The organism is Amycolatopsis sp. NPDC004368 (assembly GCF_053602515.1).
In genome coordinates, this window is sequence record NZ_JBSGDT010000002.1 from 40,305 (window position 1) to 60,296 (window position 19,992).

Sequence of the window (19,992 nt, forward strand, 5' to 3'; positions counted from 1 at the left end):
ACACGGCCGGGACACGCGGGCCGTCAGGCCGTGCGAAAGAGTTGCCCGAGCACCCGCGGCACGGCTTCTTCGAGTTCGGAAGCCACCGACTCGCGGCCGGCCAGGTAACGGAGCAGGACCTGCTGGAACAGGCCGTCGAAGGTCGTGTACGCCACCGCCTCCGACACCTGCGGCGGGGCGCCGGTCAGCTCGGCGTAGCGCTCGACGACCCGCCAGATCATGGCCTGGCGGCGGTCTTCGATGTCGAGCACGTCGGCGCGGAAGGACTCCTCGAACAGGCTCTGGTTGCGCAGGTCGTACCAGAGGCGGTGCATCACCGCGTCGGTGCGCAGCGTGGTCGCCATGGCCGCGCCGAAACCGCGTTCGAGCTCGTCGGCGGTGCTCGCCTCGGCGACCACGTCGTCGTAGCGCGTCACGCAGACCTCTTCGAACTTGCGCACCGAATAGGTGAGCAGCTCGACCTTGTCGGCGAAGTAGTAGTGCAGCACGCCGTGGGAAAAATCCGACTTCTGGGCGATCTCACGCAGGCTCGTGCGGGCGTAACCCAGGCCGGCGAGCGCCTGCAGCGCGGATTCCGCCAGCTGTTCACGCCGCTGGGCGAACTTGTCCACGCCCCGGCGCGAGATGCGCTCCTTGGCCTGCGTCACGCCGGGAGTCTAGCGCGACCCGACAAAATCTTGACGACTGTCCAAAATTGGCTACGGTGTGACCTCCGCCGCAGGTACGACCTGAGCGGGCGGACCGCGCTGGTGACGGATGGGGCACAGGGTCTCGGCGCGGGGATGGTCGAAGCGCTCGCGATGGCCGGCGCCACCGTGGTCGTCGCCGACGTGCGGGAGGAACAGGGCCGCGCGACCGCCGACTCGATCAAACAGACCGGCGCGACGGCCGGGTTCGTCCCCCCTCGAGGCGACGGACGACGAGCGCTGGGAGCGCGCCGTGGCCGGTGTCGTCGGCGAGTACGACGGCCTCCACGTGCTCGCGAACAACGCGGGTGTGGAGATCACCGGCCTCGTCGCGGGCTTCGACCCGGCCCACGTGCGCAAGATGCTCGAGGTCAACGTGCTGGGCACCGCGCTGGGTGCGAAGCACGCGTTCCGCGCGATGCGCCCGGGCGGCGCGGCCGGCAACGGCGGCGCGGTGGCCTCGTGCCCACGCAGATGGGCAACCGGCTGGCCAATGACGTCGTCGACCGTGCCGAGGACATGATCATCACCGGCGGGTTCAACGTCTACTCCGCCGAGGTGGAGCAGGCCCTGATGACGCACCCGGCGGTGCAGGACTGCGCCGTGGTCGGGCTGCCGCACGAGAAGTGGGGCGAGCAGGTCACCGCCGTCGTCCAGCTCCACAGAGGACGGTCGGTCACGTCGGACGAGCTGCGAGCCATGGCGAAGGACCTGTTGGGAACCGTGAAACCGCCGAAGGCGGTGGAAATCTGGCCGGGCCTGCCGAGGTCGAAGGTGGGCAAGGTGCTGAAGACGGACGTGAAGGCTCAGTTCCTGGGTTGAGCGGGTCTCCGACCGACGGGCAGCCGTTCGACGAGCTTCACCAGCCAGGCGTGCGCGGCGATCCCACACAGCCCCACTACCAGGCCGACGGCGAGGCCGGCCACCACGTCGTGCGGATAGTGCGCACCGAGGTACACCCGCGACGCGCCGACGAGCACCGCGAACACCGTGGCCCCCGCACCCCAGGTGCGCCGGATCAGCAGCACGGCACCGGCGAAGGCGGCGGCGATCACCGTGTGGTTGCTGGGAAAGGAGTAGTCCGCGGGCGCGTCACACGGCAGCAGCGTGTGCACGCCGGCCACCACCCGGCACGGCCGGACCTCCGCGAACAGCGCCTTCAGCACCGTGTCGAACCCGAGCGCCACGGCCACCGCGATCGGCACCCACACGGCACGGGCAAGCGCGGCCGCACCGCGGGCGCGCCACAGCAGCACCAGCATCGCCGGCACCACGAGAAAGACGCCGTATTCGCCGAACACCACGGCGAAGCCGGCCAGCCAGTGCTGCGACCACGCGAAATCCGTGACCGCGCGGTAGATCCCGGCGTCACCACGCCAGCCAGAAACAACATCCATATCGAAATACTACACGCTCGTCAAAGTACGACACCGGTGTAGATTCGATCCCATGCCAAGCAGGGAACGCCGCGCGCCCGGGGAGCTCGAAGCCGAGGTGCTCGGCGTGCTGTGGGACGTGGGCCGGCCGGTGTCCGCGACGGAGGTGCAAGAGCGGCTCGGCGGTGCGCTGGCCTACACCACCGTCGTGACGATCCTGTCGAGGTTGTTCGAGAAGGGCGTCGCGACCAGGGAGAAGCGCGGGCGGTCGTTCGCGTACCGCCCGGTGGACGACGAGCCCGGCCTGGCGGCCCGGCGGATGCGCAAGGTGCTCGACGCCGAGGCCGACCGGCCGGGCGTGCTGGCGCGGTTCGTGTCGAACCTGTCGGCCGAGGACGAGCAGCTGTTGCGCGACCTGCTGCGCGAGAACGGTGGCTGACGTGGACCCCGAGGTGTTCGTCCCGCTCCTGCTGCCGCTGGCCGGATGGCCGGTGGCGCGGTGGGTCGCGCCGCGGCTGGCGCCGAGGGCGGCGAGCTGGGTGCTCACCGGCTGTGCGCTGGTGCTCGCGGTGAGCAGCACGAGCGCGCTCGTGTTGCTGGCCGCGCGGGGGCTGGCGCGGGTTCCGTGGGTGGCTTCGCTGGGCGGTTTCGGCGTTTCGTCGTTCGAGGATGCGAACGCGCCACTCGCCTTCGCGGCCGGTACGGGCCTGATCGCCGCGGCGGCGGCGCTGGTGTGCACGGGAATCCGGTACGTGCGCCGGTATCTCGGCGTCAGCGCCGAACTCGACGCGCACGGCGGCACCGGCCAAGTCGTGGTGCTGCCCACGGCGGAACCGATCGCGTTCGCGGCAGCCGGCCGCATCGCCGTGTCCAGTGGGCTGCTGGCCGCATTGGACGCAGGGGAACGGCGCGCACTCTTCGCTCACGAACGCGCACACTTGGCTTTGCGCCACCACTTCTTCGCCGCGGGCCTCACCGTCGCCTCGGCGCTCAACCCCCTGCTGCGACCCCTCGGCACCGCCGCGCGCTTCGCGCTCGAACGCTGGGCCGACGAAACGGCCGCGGCCCACGTCGGCGACCGGCGCGTGGTCGCCACGGCCGTCGCGAAAGCCGCGCTGGCGGGCAAATCCGGCCGATCGCCCGTGCTCGCCGCGACGGGAGGCCCGGTGCCGCAACGGGTCCGGGCGTTGCTCAGCCCGCGGTCGCCGAAAGGTCCCTTGGCCGCCCTGGCGATCGCGCTCGTGCTCGGTGTTTGCGGGATTTCCGCGGCGAACGCGCTCGACGCGGCGATCGACCTGCACGCCGGCGTAGAACTGGCCCAGGCCGCGTATCCGCGCGAACACTGAGCGCGAGCCTCGAACAATCACCGGCACAGACCGTTGTCCGGTCTTGCCCACTCCCACGGGGAGAAAGAAAACGCCCCCCGGCCGAGCTCCGCTCCGGTGCCGCTACCGTTGGCGTTTCGAGCGCCGGGTGACGTCGAGCCCCGGCATGTCGGTGAAACTGCAGAAGAGGAGCCCTGATGCGTCGCACCAAGGCCTCCGGTCCGCTGCGCGCGGCCCAAGTCGCGCTCGTGGTCGTGTCCCTGCTCGTGCTGGGCGGCACCGGCTACGCGTATTCGACGCTGCAGTCACTCACCGACGGCCTGACCAGGGCCGATGTGATCACCGCCGGCGACGCGCCCCCGCTCGGCGAGCAGAACATCCTCATGGTCGGCCTCGACACCCGCACCGACGCGCAGGGCAACCCGCTGCCGGCCGACGTGCTGTCACAACTGCACGCGGGTGGCGCCGACGACGGTGGTGACACCACCGACACGATGATCGTCATCCACATCCCCGCGGGCGGCGGCCAGGCGACCGCGATCTCCATCCCACGTGACTCCTACGTGCAGATTTCCGGCGACTACGGCAAGCACAAGATCAACTCCGCGTACACCTACGGGCTCGTGGCGGAGAAGAACAAGCTGGTCGCACAGGGTGTGTCGGGCGCGCAGCTGGAAACGGACTCGGCGCAGGCCGGCGCGAAGACCGCGATCGATACCGTGCAGCAGTTCACCGGGCTCAAGATCACGCACTACGCGGCCGTGAACCTCGCCGGGTTCTACTACCTGAGCGAGGCCGTCGGCGGTGTGCCGGTGTGCCTGAGCAAAGCCGTGCACGATTCGTACTCCGGCGCGAACTTCGCGGCGGGCCCGCAGAGCGTCGGCGGCGCGAAGGCGCTGCAGTTCGTGCGCCAGCGCCACGGGCTGCCCAACGGTGACCTCGACCGCATCAAGCGCCAGCAGGTGTTCATGGCGAGCATGGCCAAGACGATCCTGTCGGCCGGCACGCTCGCCGACCCGGGCAAGCTCGACGACCTGATCACCGCCGTGAAGAAGGCCGTCGTCGTCGACTCGGGCTGGGACATCGTCGGGTTCGCCCAGCAGCTGCACGGCATGAGCGCGGGCGCACTGAAGTTCGTCACCGTGCCGGTGGTGAGCATCTCGCTCAAGACGCCGTCAGACGGCGACGCCGTGCAGGTGGATCCCGACCAGGTGCAGCAGTTCGTGCGCCAGCAGCTGGGCACACCGGACACCTCGTCGAACGCGCCGGCCGCGCCCGGTGACTCCAGCCTGAGCCAGTACACCGTGGACGTGCGCAACGCGTCGGACACCAGCGGCCTGGCCGCGACCGTGGCCGACAAGCTCGCGGCCGCCGGCTACGGCAAGGGCACGGTGGCCAACGCGACCACGCGCAAGATGTCGATCGTCTTCTACGGTGGCGGCCAGAAGACCGAGGCGACGAAAATCGCGAAGTCGCTCGGCGGCATCGCCGTGAGCCCCGACTCCTCGTTGGACAAGGACCACTTCCGCGTGTTCCTGGGCAAGGACTACAAGGACGCCAGCGGTTCGTCGAGCAGCATGGGCGCGCCGCGGGTGCACCCGGCGGCGTTCGTGAGCCCGGCGCCCGCTCAGGCCCCGCCGCCGATCACCGGCGACGGCGTCCCCTGTGTGAACTGAGTCCTTTTCGTCCCGAAATATCACTTTCGCGCATCAAGAGAATTCACCCTGAAATCGCGTTTCCGGTAACGCCCGCTCAGCGGTCCCACGACTGAGCGGGTGAACCGAAACAACGGCGAAAAGGGTTTCCCGCCATGCCCGAAAGACAGAAACCGGCCAACCTCGCGAAGCTGTTGAGCCTGCTTTTCGCGGCGAATGCGAAACGCGTTGCCGCGAGTGCCGAAGAGCTCGCGCAGCGTGTGCTCTCGACCGTCGGCGCCCGCCAGCCGGAGTCGCGGATCTCGGCCGACTCGCAGACCTACTGGCACCGGCCAGGTGGAGATCGCTGGCAGGCCAACGCACATTGGCGTGACGCGTCCGTGTTCCAAGGTACCGATCTGTGGTCGCGGCTCGGCAAAGAGCACCTCGATCTGTTCGACGCGGGCGCGCGGATGGCGGGTTTCACCGAGCCTTGGCACCGCGTTCTGGAATGGGGCTGTGGCGGCGGCGCGAACGCTATTCACTTCGCACCACGAGCCGGGGAATTCATCGGCGTCGACATCGCGACGGAAACATTGCAGGAATGCGAACGACAGGTGAAAGCCGCCTGCGACACACCGTTCCTGCCGGTGGCGATCGACGTCGCGAACCCCGAACAAGCACTCGACGCCATCGGCGAGAAAGTCGACGTTTTCTTCTCCTGTTACGTTTTCGAACTCATCCCCACACCCGAGTACGGCGAACGCCTGCTGCGCATCGCCCGGCAGCTGCTCACGCCCGGCGGCCTGGCGATGATCCAGATCAAGTACGACCCCGGCGCGTGGCGCACCGGCCCGCGCCGCCGCGCGTACCGCACCGGCCTCGCCGAGATGACCACCTACGGCATCGACGCCTTCTGGCAGACCGCCACGCGCTGTGGACTCGCGCCACTGGCCGTGCACCTCGTCCCGCGCAACGAGCTGGACGAACGCTACGCGTACTTCTTCCTGCACAACGGAACCGGCACCGGAGACCACCACTGAGCAGCGAAGAGTACCAACTGTGATCACCATGCCACAACAAGTTCATGATCATCACCACAGCAGCGTGTTCACTCAAGCACGGTAGGTAAACTTAGGGGACGCAAACAACTACCCCGAACGGAGCCAACGCCGCCTCCCTCTGGACCAGTGGACCCCGGGAGGGCTGAGCTTTGGCGACCCCGCCGATCGAGATCACCGGCACCGAACAGCGCGTCGAGGAACTGCTGGCGACTCAGCCTCAGCTGCGCGACGCCGTACCCGACCCCACGATCACCGAGGCCATCCGACGGCCTGGGCTGCCGCTGGTCGAGCTGATCGAAACGGTGATGACGGGGTACGCCGAGCGCGCCGCGTTCGCCGAGCGGGCCGGCGAAACCGTCACAGACCCGGCGACGGGCCGCATGTCGCGCCGGCTGCTGCCGCGGTTCGACACCGTGACCTACCGCGAAGCCTGGGAACGTGCGGGCGCCCTCGCCGGCGAGTGGACCCACCACGCGGACCACCCCGTGGCCGCCGGGGATTTCGTGGCCACCCTCGGGTTCATCAGCACCGAGTACTCGATCGTCGACCTCGCCTGCGTGCGCGCGGGTGTGGTTTCCGTGCCCCTGCAGGCGGGCGCTACCGCGGGCACCCTCAGGCCGATCGTCACCGAGACCGGGCCGAAGCTGCTCGCGTCCAATGTGGACAACCTCGACACCGCCGTGGACCTCGTGCTCGACGCCGCGACCGTGCAGCGCCTGGTGGTGTTCGACTACCACCCGGAGACCGACCGCGAGAAGTTCGAAGCTGCCCGCGCGCGACTCGCCGCGGCCGACAGCGCGGTCGTCCTCGAACCGCTCGCCGCCGTGCTCGAACGCGGCGCCACGGCCGCTCCCGCGCCGGTGGTCGAAGCGGACCCGGAACGCCTGTCGCTGCTCGTCTACACCTCGGGCAGCACCGGCACCCCCAAGGGTGCGATGTACCCCGACCGGCTGGTCGCGAACCTGTGGCTGGGGATGTTCCCCGAGCGCCCCGCGTTCCCCGTGGTCAACCTCAATTTCCTGCCGTTGAGCCACATCATGGGCCGGGCACTGCTCGTCGGCACGCTGGCCGTGGGCGGCACCGTGCACTTCGCGGCGAAGAGTGATCTGTCCACTTTGTTCGAAGACGTCGCCCTCACGCGGCCCACCGAGCTCGTGGTCGTGCCCCGCATCTGCGACATGATCTTCCAGCACTACCAGAGCGAGCTCGACCGCCGCGCGCTCGGCGCCGGGTACTCCGCCGAGCTGGAAAACGAGGTCAAGCTCGACCTGCGCTCGAACTTCCTGGGCGGCCGCATCACGTGGGCGGGGTTCGGTTCCGCACCGTTGTCGGCCGACCTGCAGGCGTTCGTCGAATCGCTGCTGGGCATCGAACTGCACGACGCCTACGGCTCCACCGAGGCCGGCATCGTGCTGTGGGACCACGTGCTGATGCGCCCGGCCGTGGTCGACTACAAGCTCGACGACGTCCCGGAGCTCGGCTACTACTCCACCGACACTCCGCACCCGCGCGGTGAACTGCTACTCAAGGCGAGGTCTGTGGTGCCGGGCTACTACCAGCGCCCGGACGCGACGGCCGAGGTCTTCGACGCCGAGGGCTACTACCGCACCGGCGACGTGATGGCCGAGACCGCACCGGACACGCTGCACTACCTCGACCGGCGCAAGAACGTGCTGAAGCTTTCTCAGGGCGAGTTCGTGGCCGTGTCGCGGTTGGAGGCCGAGTTCGCGGCCGCGCCGGCGATCCGGCAGATCTACCTCTACGGCAGCAGCGAGCGCGCGTATTTGCTCGCGGTGATCGTGCCGACGCCCGAAGCGTTGGAGACGTTCGATGACACCGAAAAGCTCAAGGCGCAGCTGAGTGAGTCGCTGCAGAGCATCGTGAAGGAGTCGGACCTCAACTCCTACGAGATCCCGCGCGACTTCCTCGTGGAGACCGAACCGTTCAGCCCGGAAAACGGGCTGCTCACGGGAATCCGCAAGCTGGCGCGGCCGAAGCTCAAGGAGCACTACGGCGAGCGGCTCGAACTGCTCTACCACGAGATCGCCGAACGCGAGGCGAGTGAGCTGCGCGAACTGCGGCAGGTCGGGCTTTCCCAGCCGGTGTTCGACACGGTGGCGCGCGCCGCGCAGGCGCTGCTGGGCTCGGCGTCGGGCGAGCTGAGCCCCGAAGCACACTTCGTGGAGATGGGCGGCGATTCGTTGTCGGCGCTCTCGTTCTCCAACCTGCTGCGGGAGATCTTCGACGTCGAGGTACCGGTGGGCGTCGTGATCAGCCCAGCCACCGACCTGCGCAAGCTCGCCGCGTACATCGAGGACGCGCGCGAGTCGGGCGCGAGGCGGCCCACGTTCGCGGCGGTCCACGGCGCCGGCAGCACCGAAGCCCGCGCGGACGCGCTGACGCTCGACAAGTTCCTCGACGCGGCCACGTTGGAGGCCGCGCGCACCGTGGCTCGGCCGAGCGGCACCGTCGCCACGGTGCTGCTGACCGGCGCCAACGGTTACCTCGGCCGGTTCCTGTGCCTCGAATGGCTCGAACGCCTCGCCGAATCGGGCGGCCGGCTCGTGTGTCTCGTCCGCGGCAGCTCGGCCGAAACCGCCTATCGGCGTCTCGAAGCCGCGTTCGACAGCGGCGACGCCGAGCTGCTGCGCCACTTCCGCGAGCTGGCGGCCGATCACCTGGAGGTGCTCGCGGGTGACATCGGCGAGCCAGACCTCGGCCTCGACGCGCCGACGTGGCGGCGGCTGGCCGAGACCGTCGACCTCATCGTGCACCCGGCCGCGCTGGTCAACCACGTGCTGCCCTACGACCAGCTGTTCGGTCCCAACGTCGTGGGCACGGCGGAGCTGATGCGCATGGCGTTGACCACCCGGCTGAAGCCCATCACGTATCTGTCCACAGTGGCCGTGGTCGCCGACCAGGCGTCCTCGGGTGACGAGGTTTCCGACATCCGCGTGACGAGCCCCGTGCGCCGGCTCGGCGACGGGTACGCCAGCGGTTACGCCACCAGCAAGTGGGCCGGCGAGGTGCTGCTGCGCGAGGCCAACGACGCGTTCAGCCTGCCCGTGGCCACGTTCCGCTCCGACATGATCCTGGCCCACAGCAGGTTCTCGGGCCAGCTCAACGTGCCGGACATGTTCACGCGCCTGCTGCTCAGTCTTATCGTCACGGGCATCGCACCAGGTTCCTTCTACTCTTCGCCGGCGCCCGCCCACTACGACGGCCTGCCCGCCGACTTCACCGCCGAGGCCATCACCACCCTCGGCCTCCAGGCGACCGAGGGCTACCGCACCTACAACGTCCTCAATCCCCACGAGGACGGTGTCTCCCTCGACACGATCGTCGACTGGCTCGCGGCGGCCGGCCACCCCATCCAACGCATCGACGACCACGCGACCTGGTTCGCCCGCTTCGAGACGGCCATCCGTGGCCTGCCGGAGAAGCAGAAGCAGCATTCTGCTGCTACCCCTGCTCCACGCCTTCGCCCAGCCCCTGACTCCCGTCGACGGTGCCGGCATTCCCACCGCCCACTTCCGCTCGGCCGTCCAGGACGCCGGAATCGGCCCGGACAAGGACATCCCGCACGTCACGGCCGAGCTGATCCGGAAGTACGCGGCGGATCTGGCTCAGCTGAACCTGATCTGAAGTCCGCGCTCGCGTTGCACTCACGCGGGTGGACAAGATCACTGCGGCGCAGCACGCGCCCCAACCGCATCCGCGCACGCAGCGACGCGGTGAACCCGGCACCAGGAAGTCCGACTTCGGGGAGCGGGCACCCGAGGCCGTCACAAAAGCAGTCGTGGACGCGACCTGGCTGTGATTACCCTGTCCTGATGGGGCACAAGGGAATCCGCGACGGCGGGCCACCACGCGACCCGGCGTTCCGGCCGGAAGACGTGGTGGGGTTGCCGATCCGCAAGGCCGTGATCGAGCTGACCCGCCACGGCTACCTCATCGACACGCCGACCACCCACGACCGGACCTTGCTGAAAATGCACAACCGGGTGCGGCTGACGGCGAGCGAGGGCGTGATCACCGGCGTGACCGTCGGCTGAACTCCCCTGAGCGCACGAAAAGCGGGGCCGGTCCACAGTGGACCGGCCCCGCTTTTCGTGCGGGCTGTGGATCAGGCGTTGCCGCGACGACGGCGAACCAGCACCAGCATCGCGCCGCCGGCCAGGACGAGGCCCGCGCCGATGCCGATGGGCAGCGAGGCGTTCACGCCGGTGTTGGCCAGCGGGGCCGAGCCACCGGCCGGGGCGGCCGGGGTGGTCGTGGGCGCCGCGGGGGTGGTCGGCGGGGTGACGCCGGCCTCGGTCCACGTGGCCGAAGCCGCGGTCTCGACCGAGGTCTTCTGCGACTCGGCGACGATCAGCGACTGCGCCGGGTGCTTCGCGTAGTCCTCGCCCACGAACAGGCGGCCGGTGTCGAGGTGGCCGACGGCCTTGAGCGCCAGCTCGGCGCTGCCGGCCTTCGCGTCCTCGGGCACGTCGAGGTAAAGCTTGCTGCCGTCCTTGACCTGGCTCTCCGTCACGGCCTTGCCGTCGGCGTCGACGAGCTTCACGCCGTCGGGCAGCTTCGTGGTGAGGTCGGTGACGTCACCGCTCGAGGTGACGGTGAACGGGCCGATGCGCGTGCCGGCCTCACCCTTGGCCGAGGCCGGGGTGATGCTCAGGGTCGGCTTGGGCTGCTGGCCGATGCCGACGTTGTCGCTGCCGGTCAGGTAGTCGTACAACGCGAGGATGTCGGCACCGTGGTCGGCCGCGTGGGAAATGTCGTCCAGCACCGGGTGTTCGCGGTTGAGGTTCTCGTCGTCGCTGAAGTGCCACACGGCGGCCTGCGTGCCCGCGATGGCCTCATCCTGCGACAGACCGTCGTGCAGAGTCACGCCCTTGGCCGACAGTTCGGACTCGATGCCCTTGAGGTCCTCGGAGGGGAAGCCGTGGTGCAGGACCCAGTTGATCTTCGCGTTGTTCCTGGTGAACGGCGAGTCCGGGTTCGGGTACTTGTCCCAGGGCGTCTCGAGCATGTCCTGGCCCGCGTCGATGTTCGTCTCGATCTCGACGCAGTACAGCTTCAGCGTGCTGCCGTCGGAGAGCTTCAGGCCGAACAGCACCGTGTTGTAGTAGTGCTTGACGTCATTGCCCTTGTCGAGGTTGACCCCGATGCCCTCGGTGAAGGCGCCGGGAACGAGGCGCCCACGAGCCGCGCCGTCCTCGGCCTTCGTACCGGCGGTGCCGGTGGTGCCTGTTTGCGCGGTGGCGCCCTGCGCCGCCAGCAGCAGCGCGGCGGCCGCGGCTGCAGCCGCGATCCCGCCTCGCACCAGACCTGACCTGAACTGCATCTGTTCTCCCATCCAAGCCCGAACCGGAAAGTCGGAGCCGCGTGAGAAAACACACCCCGATCACGACGGCCACCAATCAGGTGAGAATCCACCCAGTCAAGCGATGCGGAAGCATACACACAGCTCACACGGCCACCCACGGTGGTCCCCACGACCTTCGAAGTCGTCCACCTGGGCGTCACCACGGCGTTTGCACTCCGTCACCGACCAATTCGGGCACACCCCGTTTTCCTGGGTATACACCTGGTGTAGAGTCAACGCGTATAGCCACCATCCGGAGGGGACCAGACATGTCGGTGGGGACCACCCTGCTCGCCTTGCTCGAGCCAGGACCGCGGCACGGGTACGACCTGAAGCGCGCGTACGACGAACAGTTCGGCCAGGACCGCCCGCTCGCCTACGGGCAGGTCTACGCCACACTGTCGCGCCTGCTGAAGAACGGCCTCGTCGAGGTCGCCGGCGTCGAGGCGGGCGACGGGCCCGAGCGCAAGCGCTACACGATCACCGACGCGGGCGTGACCGACGTCGAGCGGTGGCTGGAGACGCCCGAAAACCCCGAGCCGTACCTGCAGAACACGCTCTACACCAAGGTCGTGCTCGCGCTGCTGTCCGGCCGCAGTGCCACGACCGTGCTCGACGCGCAGCGCACCAAGCACCTCGGCGCGATGCGCGAGCTCACCCGCCGCAAGCGCGACGGCGATCTCGCGACACAGCTGATCTGTGACCACGCGCTGTTCCACCTCGAAGCCGACCTGCGCTGGCTGGAGCTCACCGCCGCGCGGCTCGACGAGCTGGCCGCGCAGGTGCGCTCATGACGCAAGCCCTGCTCGTCGCGGAAGGCGTGGAGAAGGCGTTCGGCCCCACGCAGGCGCTGCGCGGCGCCTGCGTGTCCGTCGCGGCCGGGGAGGTGCTCGCGATCATGGGCCCCTCGGGATCGGGCAAGTCGACGCTGCTGCACTGCCTCGCGGGCATCGTCCACCCCGACGCCGGCACCATCACCTACGGCGGCCGCGACCTCGTCGCCATGAGCGACCGCGAGCGAAGTGCGTTGCGGCGCACCGAGTTCGGCTTCGTGTTCCAGTTCGGCCAGCTCGTGCCCGAGCTGACGTGCCTGGAGAACGTCGCGCTGCCGCTGCGCCTGCAGAAGGTCGGGCGGCGCAAGGCCGAGGACGTCGCGCGTGAGTGGCTCGAGCGGCTGCAGGTGTCCGACGTCGCGGACAAGCGCCCCGGCGACGTCTCGGGCGGCCAGGGGCAGCGCATCGCCGTCGCCCGCGCGCTCGTCACGCGGCCGAAGGTGGTCTTCGCCGACGAGCCGACGGGCGCACTCGACTCGCTCAACGGCGAGAAGGTCATGCGCATGTTCACCGAAGCCGCGCGGGAGACCGACGCGGCGGTGGTGCTCGTGACGCACGAAGCCCGCGTCGCGGCGTACTCGGACCACGAGATCGTGGTGCGCGACGGGCGCGTGGCGGACCCGGAGTTCGCGCAGTGATCGCGAACCTGGCACTCGGCCTCCGGCTGGCCGTCGGGGGCGGCCGGATGTCGGGACAGGCGCTGCTGCGCCTCGCCATGACGGCGGCGGGCATCGGGCTCGTCGTGGCGGTGCTGCTGCCCGCGGCCTCGGTGAGCTCGGTCGTGAGCGGCACGGAGAACCGGGCCGCGGCGGCCACACCGAGCACGGCCGCGCGCCCCGGTGTCGACCCGCTGTACCTGGTCCGCTGGTCGGTGTTCGCCGGCACCCGGTTCGTCACGCTGCGATCGGTCGCGGCGAGCGGGCCGAACGCGCCGGTGCCGCCCGGGCTGAGCGCGGTGCCGAAGCCCGGTGAGCTGGTGGCTTCGCCGGAGCTCGTGCGGGTGCTTTCCGGCCCGGACGGCGCTTCGCTGCGCAGCCGGCTGCCGGCCGCGCCGGTGGCGACGATCGCGAAACCCGGGCTCGTGGCCGCCGGCGACCTCACGGCCTGGTACGGCACGACACCCGACGACGTACGGGCGAGCCCGGACGTGACCACGGTCTACGGCTTCGGCGGCGGGCAGGTCCCGCGGGTCGCCGTGCAGGCTTCGGTGCTCGCCGCGGTGCTGCCGGTCGTCGTGGCGCTGCTGCTGCCCTTGCTGATCTTCGTGACCACGGCGTCGCGCATGGGTGCGGCGCAACGCGATCAGCGGCTCGCGGCGCTGCGGCTGCTCGGTGTCGACGCACGGCACATCCGCTGGGTCGCGGCCGGCGAGTCGTTGCTGGGCGCGATGATCGGCCTGGTGCTCGGGGTGGCGTTGTTCCTCGCGATCCGCCCGACACTGGGGTCGCTCGACCTGTTCGGCTACCGCGTGTTCAGCGACGACTTCGTGCCACCGTGGCCACTCGCGGTGCTGGTGCTGCTGCTCGTGCCCGCGCTGGCCGTCGGGGCGGCGTTGTTCGGGCTGCGGCGCACGATCGTCGAGCCGCTCGGCGTGGTGCGCCAGGGCAAACCGGTGCGCCGGCGGATGTGGTGGCGCTGGGTGGTCACCGGTGTGGGCGTGCTGCTCGTCGGCACGGCGTACGCGACCGACCCGGGCGTCGGCAGCGACAGCGTCCTCGTCGCACTGACCGGGGGTTCCGCGTTCTTGCTGGTGGGGGTGACGGTGCTGCTGCCGTGGATCGTGGAGGGGATCGCGAGGCGGCTGCACGGCGGGCCGCCCGCGTGGCAGCTCGCCGTGCGGCGGTTGCAGCTCGACAGCGGCACGCCGAGCCGGGTCGTGTCGGGGCTGGTCGTGGTGGTGGCGGGCAGCATCCTGCTGCAGGTCGTGCTCAACTCGCTGTTCGCGGCCGACGCCGTCGAGGCCGAGACGGACCCGTCGTGGCCGGGCGCGGCGCAGGTGAGCGTGATCGCCGACGACGAGACGGCCGCCGAGGCGCAGCGGCGCGTCGCGAGCGCGGCCGGGCTGACGCAGGTGGGCACGATCCGCACCACGGAGGCGGTTTCCGGCGATCAGTGGACCACCGTGGAAGTCGGTTCGTGCGCCGCGCTGGCGTTGCGGGCGCAGCTGCCGTCCTGTGTGGACGGAAGCGTGTTCGCGATCGGTGACACGCGCGTGCCGACCGGGCAGGTTCGGCTCACGAAGTCCACCTCGGACCCCGGCGGCCCGAGGTGGACGGTCCCGGCGGGCGTGGTGCGCTTGCCGGCGACCTCGGCCGGACGGCGCCTGGAGGACACCCTGCTGGTCACCGAGGGAGCAGTCACCGGGCTCGCGCTGCCCAGCGGGTTGCCCCGGATCTACGCGACGGGCCCGGGGACCACGACGGCCGTGGCCGATCGCGTGGCGGCCTCCGTCGCGAGCCTGACCTGGCACGTCGAGGTGGACACGGACGAACGCCCGGGCGCGCCGACCGGGATCCTCGGCACGATCCGGGCGGTGCTGCTCACGGCGTCGCTCTTCGTGCTCGCGGTGGCGGCGCTGAGCCTGCTGCTGCTGGCGGTGGAACAGATCTCCGAACGGCGGCGGGCACTCGCGGCGCTGGCCGCGTCGGGTGTTCCGCTGGGTGTGCTGATCCGCAGCTCGTTCGCGCAGACCGCACTGCCCGTGGTGATCGGGGTGGCGCTGGCGGTGCTCGCGGGCACCGGGCTCACGTTGCCGATCCTGCGGGCCGCGGACATCCCGGTGAAGCTCGACGGCGGTCTGATCGCGAGCATGGCCGGCGCTGCCGTGGCGGCGGTCTTCGTGGTCACGGCGTTCACGATTCCGCTGCTGCGCCAGGTCACCAAGGTGGAATCTCTGCGCGCGGAGTGAAAGTTCACCACCCCGTCAAGCCCGCGACCCACCTTCGTCGCGGGCTTTTCGGGTCGGGCTCCTTCTCCGCCATCACTTTCTGCGCCAGCATGATCACCGCCCCAAGTCCCCTTTCGGAAGGTCGACCTGTATGCGAACCTTCAAACGGCTCGGTGCGGTGCTCGGCGCCACCACGCTGGCGCTGGTGATCCCGGCCGCCGCCGCGTATGCCGATCCCCCGCACAACCTCCCCCAGAACGCCAACGGGTACGAGCAGTCGTTCTCGCCCGCCTACGACTACGACGGCGACGGCTGCTACGCCACGCCGGCCATCGGTCCGGACGGCACGCTCAACCCCGGCCTCAACCCCTCGGGTGCGGTCAACGGCAGCTGCCGCGACCAGTCGGACCTCGACAACACCCAGACCTACTCCCGCTCGAAGTGCAACAACGGCTGGTGCGCAGTGGTCTACGCCAGTTACTTCGAGAAGGACCAGGCGGTGGCGGGCAGCAGCCTCGGCGGCCACCGGCACGACTGGGAGCACGTGATCTCCTGGATCAACCAGGCGAGCAACCAGGTCGAGTTCGTGACGACCACGCAGCACAGCAGCCAGGTCACCTACCCGCGCTCGCAGGTGCGCTTCGACGGCTCGCACCCGAAGGTCGTCTACCACAAGGACGGACTAAGCACACACTTCTTCCGCCTGGCCAACGGCAACGACGAGCCACCGGAGAACCACTACCACAACTGGCGGTACCCGCCGCTGGTCGGCTACGAGGGCTACCCGTCCACCGCGCTGCGCGACAAGCTGATGTCCGCCGACTTCGGCGCCGCCACGATCAAGATCAACGACGGCCGCTTCAACGGCCTGCTGTCGGCCTCGCTGCCATCGGGCATCCCGTTCGACCCGAACGCCTGACCGGCTCCCTGACGACGGGTGTCATCCTCGTTCCGGGGTGACACCCGTCTTCGGTGTCCTGCGTCACGACTTGCCACCCCGACTATGCACAGTCATACATCGTGATGCATAATCATACTCATGTCCAAGGTGCTCACTTCCCTTCCCGTCGGCGAACGGGTCGGCATCGCGTTCTCCGGTGGCCTCGACACGTCGGTTGCGGTCGCGTGGATGCGTGACAAAGGCGCGGTGCCCTGCACCTACACCGCCGACATCGGCCAGTACGACGAGCCCGACATCGAGTCAGTGCCGGGGCGCGCGACGTCCTACGGCGCCGAGCTCGGCCGGCTCGTCGACTGCAAGGAAGCGCTGGTCGAGGAGGGTCTGGCGGCCCTGACCTGCGGCGCGTTCCACATCCGCTCGGGCGGCCGCGCCTACTTCAACACCACGCCGCTGGGCCGCGCGGTCACCGGCACCCTGCTCGTGCGCGCAATGCTCGAGGACGACGTGCAGATCTGGGGCGACGGCTCCACCTACAAGGGCAACGACATCGAGCGGTTCTACCGCTACGGCCTCCTGGCCAACCCGGCCCTGCGCATCTACAAGCCGTGGCTCGACGCCGACTTCGTCACCGAACTCGGCGGGCGCAAGGAGATGTCCGAGTGGCTGGTCGCCCACGGCCTGCCATACCGCGACAGCACCGAGAAGGCCTACTCGACGGACGCCAACATCTGGGGCGCCACCCACGAGGCCAAGTCGCTGGAGCACCTCGACACGGGCATCGAGATCGTGGAGCCCATCATGGGCGTGCGGTTCTGGGACCCGGCGGTGGAGATCGCCCCCGAAGACGTCACCATCGGCTTCGAGCTCGGCCGCCCGGTCTCGATCAACGGCAAGCAGTTCGCGACGTCCGTCGACCTGGTCCTGGAGGCCAACGCCATCGGCGGCCGCCACGGGCTCGGCATGTCCGACCAGATCGAGAACCGCATCATCGAGGCCAAGAGCCGCGGCATCTACGAGGCCCCCGGCATGGCCCTGCTGCACGCCGCGTACGAGCGGCTCGTGAACGCGGTCCACAACGAGGACACCCTGGCCAGCTACCACAACGAAGGCCGCCGCCTCGGCCGCCTCATGTACGAGGGCCGCTGGCTCGACCCGCAGGCCATGATGCTGCGCGAGTCGCTGCAGCGCTGGGTCGGCACGGCCATCACGGGCACCGTGACGCTGCGGCTGCGCCGCGGCGAGGACTACTCGATCCTCGACACGTCCGGCCCTGCGTTCAGCTACCACCCGGACAAGCTGTCGATGGAGCGCACCGAGGACAGCGCCTTCGGCCCGGTCGACCGCATCGGCCAGCTCACGATGCGCAACCTGGACATCGCCGACTCGCGGGCGAAGCTGGAGCAGTACGCCGGCCTGGGCATGGTCGGCAACGGCACACACCCGGCCCTCATCGGCGCCGCCCAGGCCGCCTCCACGGGCCTCATCGGCGCCATGCCGGAGGGTGGCGCGGAGGCGATTGCTTCGCGCGGCCGGGCCGATGACGTGGAGTTGCTGGACAGCGCGGCCATGGAGTCGGGCACGGACTGATTTCTTTCACGGCACAAGCGCCCCGACTGCCCGGCAGTCGGGGCGTTTGTCGCTTCCGGGGCTTTCTGATTGCACCGAACCCTCGTGAAGCCAATGCCCGCCGCAAGCGTTCGCACGGTTTCGGCGACGGAGGGATGGGCGGATGGCGTTGGGCGAGAACCAACCCACCCAGGGCCATTAGTCCACAGTAGACACTCTAGAACGTCGGCGGTGTGATCAACCAAACCGCCTTCAACGGCTCACCCTCCCCGACATGCCACCGATGCGGCACCGTCGAATCGAGGTAAATCGCGTCGCCGGCTTCCAGGCGGACCTCGTCGTCGCCGACCCAGAAGATCATTTGACCCGCCAGGACGATGCCGCATTCCTCGCCGACGTGGGAGTGGGGGTGGCCACCGCTGGTGGCGCCCACCGGGGCTTCCACCCAGACGACCTCCATCTGGTGCTGGAGGTCGGGGCTGAGCAGTTCGTTCATGATCCCCGAGCCCGGGTACATGATGCGTTTGCGCTGCCCGCTCTTGGAAACCGAGTACCGCAGTGGGTTCGCCGGCGGGGCCTCGTTGCTGAACAGCTCGCCGACGGTGTGGCCGAGCACGTCGGCCAGGCGCTTCAACGCCTCGAGGGACGGGTTGGCGCGCCCCCGCTCCACCTGGCTGATGTAGCCGACGGAAAGCCCCACCGCCTCGGACACCTCCGTGAGCGTCGTCCGGCTCTCGTGGCGCCATTCGCGCAGCTTCGAGCCGATGTGCACGCCCTCCGACGTGCTGCGCGGCTCGTCGGACTGCTCGGGGGGTGAGGCCATGTGTCGCTCCTGCGCGGGCGGGGGTTGGGGTGAGGGGCCGAAGAACGTCAGAGGGCCACTGTACAAGTTTTACCGTGAGTTCAACCAGTGAAACATCAGCACCTTTACGAAAGATCAAAAACGACGCGCACGTCGATTCCGCAACGACCGTTGCATCCGGAGTGACCAGGAGTTATGACGCTGACCAGCACAAAGATCCACAGCATCAGCCTTGACACTCAGCTGAGTTGACAGTAAAAATCTGCACTCACAGCACGCCTCCAGCGGATCTGGTCCCCGCCGCCGCCGGCGTCGTCGTCTCGAATCATCCGAACCAATGACGCGGAGGAATGATGATGACTTTCCCTGGGCGGCACCGAAAACTCGCGCTGGCGTTGGCCACGGCCGCCGCGCTGGTCACCGCGTGCGGGTCGAGTGGGTCGAGCAGTGACAGCATCAAGATCGGCGTGCAGTTCGGCCTGACCGGCGCCGATGCCGCGTTCGACGCGGTCTACCAGGACTCCGCCAAGCTCGCCTTCGCCGACCTGACCAAGAACGGCGTGAACGGCCACTCCGTCGAACTGCTCTACGCCGACGACGCGAGCGACCCGGCCACCGCGGTCACGGTGGCGCGCAAGTACATCACGCAGGACAAGGTCTCCGTGCTCTACGGACCGGCGTTCACGCCCACCGCGCTGTCGACCATGCAGGTCGCCAGCAGCACGAAAACCCCGTTCTACACCCCGGGCAGCATCAACCCGCAGCTGACGAAACCGCTCAACAAGTACACCTTCGCCCCGGCGTTCTCCTCCGACGACGTCGCCGTCGGCATCGCCAAGCTCGTGCACTCCATGGGCGCCAAGAAGGTCGGCATGATGGTGGAAAGCGACGCGTACGGCGACGCCGCGCTGTCCGGCGCGAAGGCCGCGCTCGCGAAGTACGGCCTCACCGTCGATGCCACGCAGAAGATCGCCGCCAACGCCACGGACGCCACGAGCCAGGTGCAGGGCCTCAAAGACGCGGGCGTCGACGCCGTGCTGCTCGGCATCACCGCACCGCCGATGGCCGCCGTCATCAACGCCGAGATCCACCAGGCGACCTACCTGCCGCTGGTCACGTTCGCCGGCTCCAACACCTCGCTCGACCAGCTCGCGAAATCCGACCCGAAGGTGCGCTACTACGCGCTGACCCCGTTGGCGTGCCCCGTCGGCGACCCGTGCACGGCCGACTTCATGAAGGCCTGGAAGGCCGAGCACCCGACCACCGAGCCGATCGTGTGGACCGTGCAGGCCTACGCCGCGGCGAAGGCCTTCATCGCGGGCCTGCGCAACGCCAAGGACACCACGCCGGAAAGCCTCATCACCGGCCTGGAGACGATGCAGCCGTTCAAGACGCCGGAACTGCCGTGCCCCATCGCGTTCTCCACGACCTCGCACAAGGGCAACTCCTGCACCAACTTCTACGGCATCGCGGGCGGCAAGGTGTCGTTCTTCGGCAGCGACACCACCCAGAACCAGCTCACCGCCAACTGACCTGGCCCCAGTGAGGACTGA

Annotated in this window: 16 protein-coding genes and 1 pseudogene; 13 read left to right on the forward strand and 4 right to left on the reverse strand. The window is 69.2% G+C overall.

Going from position 1 to position 19,992, the window contains the following annotated elements; translation table 11 throughout:
* Positions 1–23: 23 nt before the first annotated feature.
* Positions 24–647: a TetR/AcrR family transcriptional regulator gene (locus ACWEOE_RS03685; protein WP_452003465.1), complete on the reverse strand. Its 624-nt coding sequence runs from the start codon at positions 645–647 to the stop codon at positions 24–26.
* 292 nt (positions 648–939) lie between these two features.
* Between ACWEOE_RS03685 and ACWEOE_RS03690 the strand changes: the two genes are divergently transcribed.
* Together ACWEOE_RS03690 and ACWEOE_RS03695 are read left to right on the forward strand one after the other, a co-directional pair.
* Complete coding sequence (locus ACWEOE_RS03690) at positions 940–1,209, forward strand: SDR family NAD(P)-dependent oxidoreductase (protein WP_452003468.1); 270 nt, start codon at positions 940–942, stop codon at positions 1,207–1,209.
* Positions 1,185–1,508 (forward strand): annotated as a pseudogene (locus tag ACWEOE_RS03695) (AMP-binding enzyme); the annotation flags it as partial. The gene ACWEOE_RS03690 and the pseudogene ACWEOE_RS03695, both read left to right, overlap by 25 nt.
* Here ACWEOE_RS03695 and ACWEOE_RS03700 read toward each other — a convergent pair.
* Entirely contained in the window at positions 1,493–2,083 is a 591-nt protein-coding gene (locus tag ACWEOE_RS03700; protein ID WP_452003470.1) for a phosphatase PAP2 family protein, read from the reverse strand. The pseudogene ACWEOE_RS03695 and the gene ACWEOE_RS03700 sit on opposite strands and share 16 nt — an antisense overlap.
* Positions 2,084–2,135: 52 nt before the next feature.
* Here ACWEOE_RS03700 and ACWEOE_RS03705 point away from each other — a divergent pair, with 52 nt between their 5' ends.
* The 5 genes from ACWEOE_RS03705 to car all read left to right on the forward strand — a co-directional run bounded on the left by ACWEOE_RS03705 (position 2,136) and on the right by car (position 10,140).
* Positions 2,136–2,501, forward strand: a complete 366-nt coding sequence (locus ACWEOE_RS03705) for a BlaI/MecI/CopY family transcriptional regulator (protein WP_452003472.1) — start codon at positions 2,136–2,138, stop codon at positions 2,499–2,501.
* Position 2,502: 1 nt separating this feature from the next.
* On the forward strand, positions 2,503–3,408 hold the full coding sequence (locus ACWEOE_RS03710; protein WP_452003475.1) for a M56 family metallopeptidase: 906 nt from the start codon (positions 2,503–2,505) through the stop codon (positions 3,406–3,408).
* A 176-nt stretch (positions 3,409–3,584) separates the two neighbouring features.
* Positions 3,585–5,063: an LCP family protein gene (locus ACWEOE_RS03715; RefSeq protein WP_452003478.1), complete on the forward strand. Its 1,479-nt coding sequence runs from the start codon at positions 3,585–3,587 to the stop codon at positions 5,061–5,063.
* Positions 5,064–5,197: 134 nt separating this feature from the next.
* Positions 5,198–6,064, forward strand: a complete 867-nt coding sequence (locus ACWEOE_RS03720; protein WP_452003480.1) for a class I SAM-dependent methyltransferase — start codon at positions 5,198–5,200, stop codon at positions 6,062–6,064.
* A gap of 170 nt (positions 6,065–6,234) precedes the next feature.
* The gene (car, locus tag ACWEOE_RS03725) at positions 6,235–10,140 is read left to right on the forward strand and encodes a carboxylic acid reductase (RefSeq protein WP_452003483.1); all 3,906 of its coding nucleotides are present in this window, start codon (positions 6,235–6,237) and stop codon (positions 10,138–10,140) included.
* A gap of 71 nt (positions 10,141–10,211) precedes the next feature.
* On the opposite strand, the gene ACWEOE_RS03730 is transcribed toward car, so the two are convergent.
* Entirely contained in the window at positions 10,212–11,429 is a 1,218-nt protein-coding gene (locus ACWEOE_RS03730; protein ID WP_452003486.1) for a thioester domain-containing protein, read from the reverse strand.
* A 290-nt stretch (positions 11,430–11,719) separates the two neighbouring features.
* Here ACWEOE_RS03730 and ACWEOE_RS03735 point away from each other — a divergent pair, with 290 nt between their 5' ends.
* From ACWEOE_RS03735 to argG, 5 genes are all read left to right on the forward strand, one after another.
* Positions 11,720–12,244 (forward strand): PadR family transcriptional regulator, encoded by a 525-nt coding sequence (locus ACWEOE_RS03735; RefSeq protein WP_452003488.1) that lies wholly within the window; start codon positions 11,720–11,722, stop codon positions 12,242–12,244.
* Positions 12,241–12,921, forward strand: a complete 681-nt coding sequence (locus ACWEOE_RS03740; protein WP_452003491.1) for an ABC transporter ATP-binding protein — start codon at positions 12,241–12,243, stop codon at positions 12,919–12,921. Before ACWEOE_RS03735 ends, ACWEOE_RS03740 begins: the two co-directional genes overlap by 4 nt.
* On the forward strand, positions 12,918–15,191 hold the full coding sequence (locus ACWEOE_RS03745) for an FtsX-like permease family protein (RefSeq protein WP_452003493.1): 2,274 nt from the start codon (positions 12,918–12,920) through the stop codon (positions 15,189–15,191). The genes ACWEOE_RS03740 and ACWEOE_RS03745 overlap by 4 nt, the downstream gene beginning before the upstream one ends.
* Before the next feature lie 130 nt (positions 15,192–15,321).
* A complete protein-coding gene (locus tag ACWEOE_RS03750; RefSeq protein ID WP_452003496.1) occupies positions 15,322–16,089 on the forward strand; it encodes an NPP1 family protein in 768 nt (255 codons plus the stop codon).
* Positions 16,090–16,209: 120 nt separating this feature from the next.
* A complete protein-coding gene (gene argG / locus ACWEOE_RS03755) occupies positions 16,210–17,658 on the forward strand; it encodes an argininosuccinate synthase (RefSeq protein ID WP_452003499.1) in 1,449 nt (482 codons plus the stop codon).
* Positions 17,659–17,854: 196 nt separating this feature from the next.
* On the opposite strand, the gene ACWEOE_RS03760 is transcribed toward argG, so the two are convergent.
* Complete coding sequence (locus ACWEOE_RS03760) at positions 17,855–18,460, reverse strand: helix-turn-helix domain-containing protein (RefSeq protein ID WP_452003501.1); 606 nt, start codon at positions 18,458–18,460, stop codon at positions 17,855–17,857.
* 335 nt (positions 18,461–18,795) lie between these two features.
* Here ACWEOE_RS03760 and ACWEOE_RS03765 point away from each other — a divergent pair, with 335 nt between their 5' ends.
* Entirely contained in the window at positions 18,796–19,971 is a 1,176-nt protein-coding gene (locus ACWEOE_RS03765) for an ABC transporter substrate-binding protein (protein ID WP_452003504.1), read from the forward strand.
* Positions 19,972–19,992: the final 21 nt, after the last annotated feature.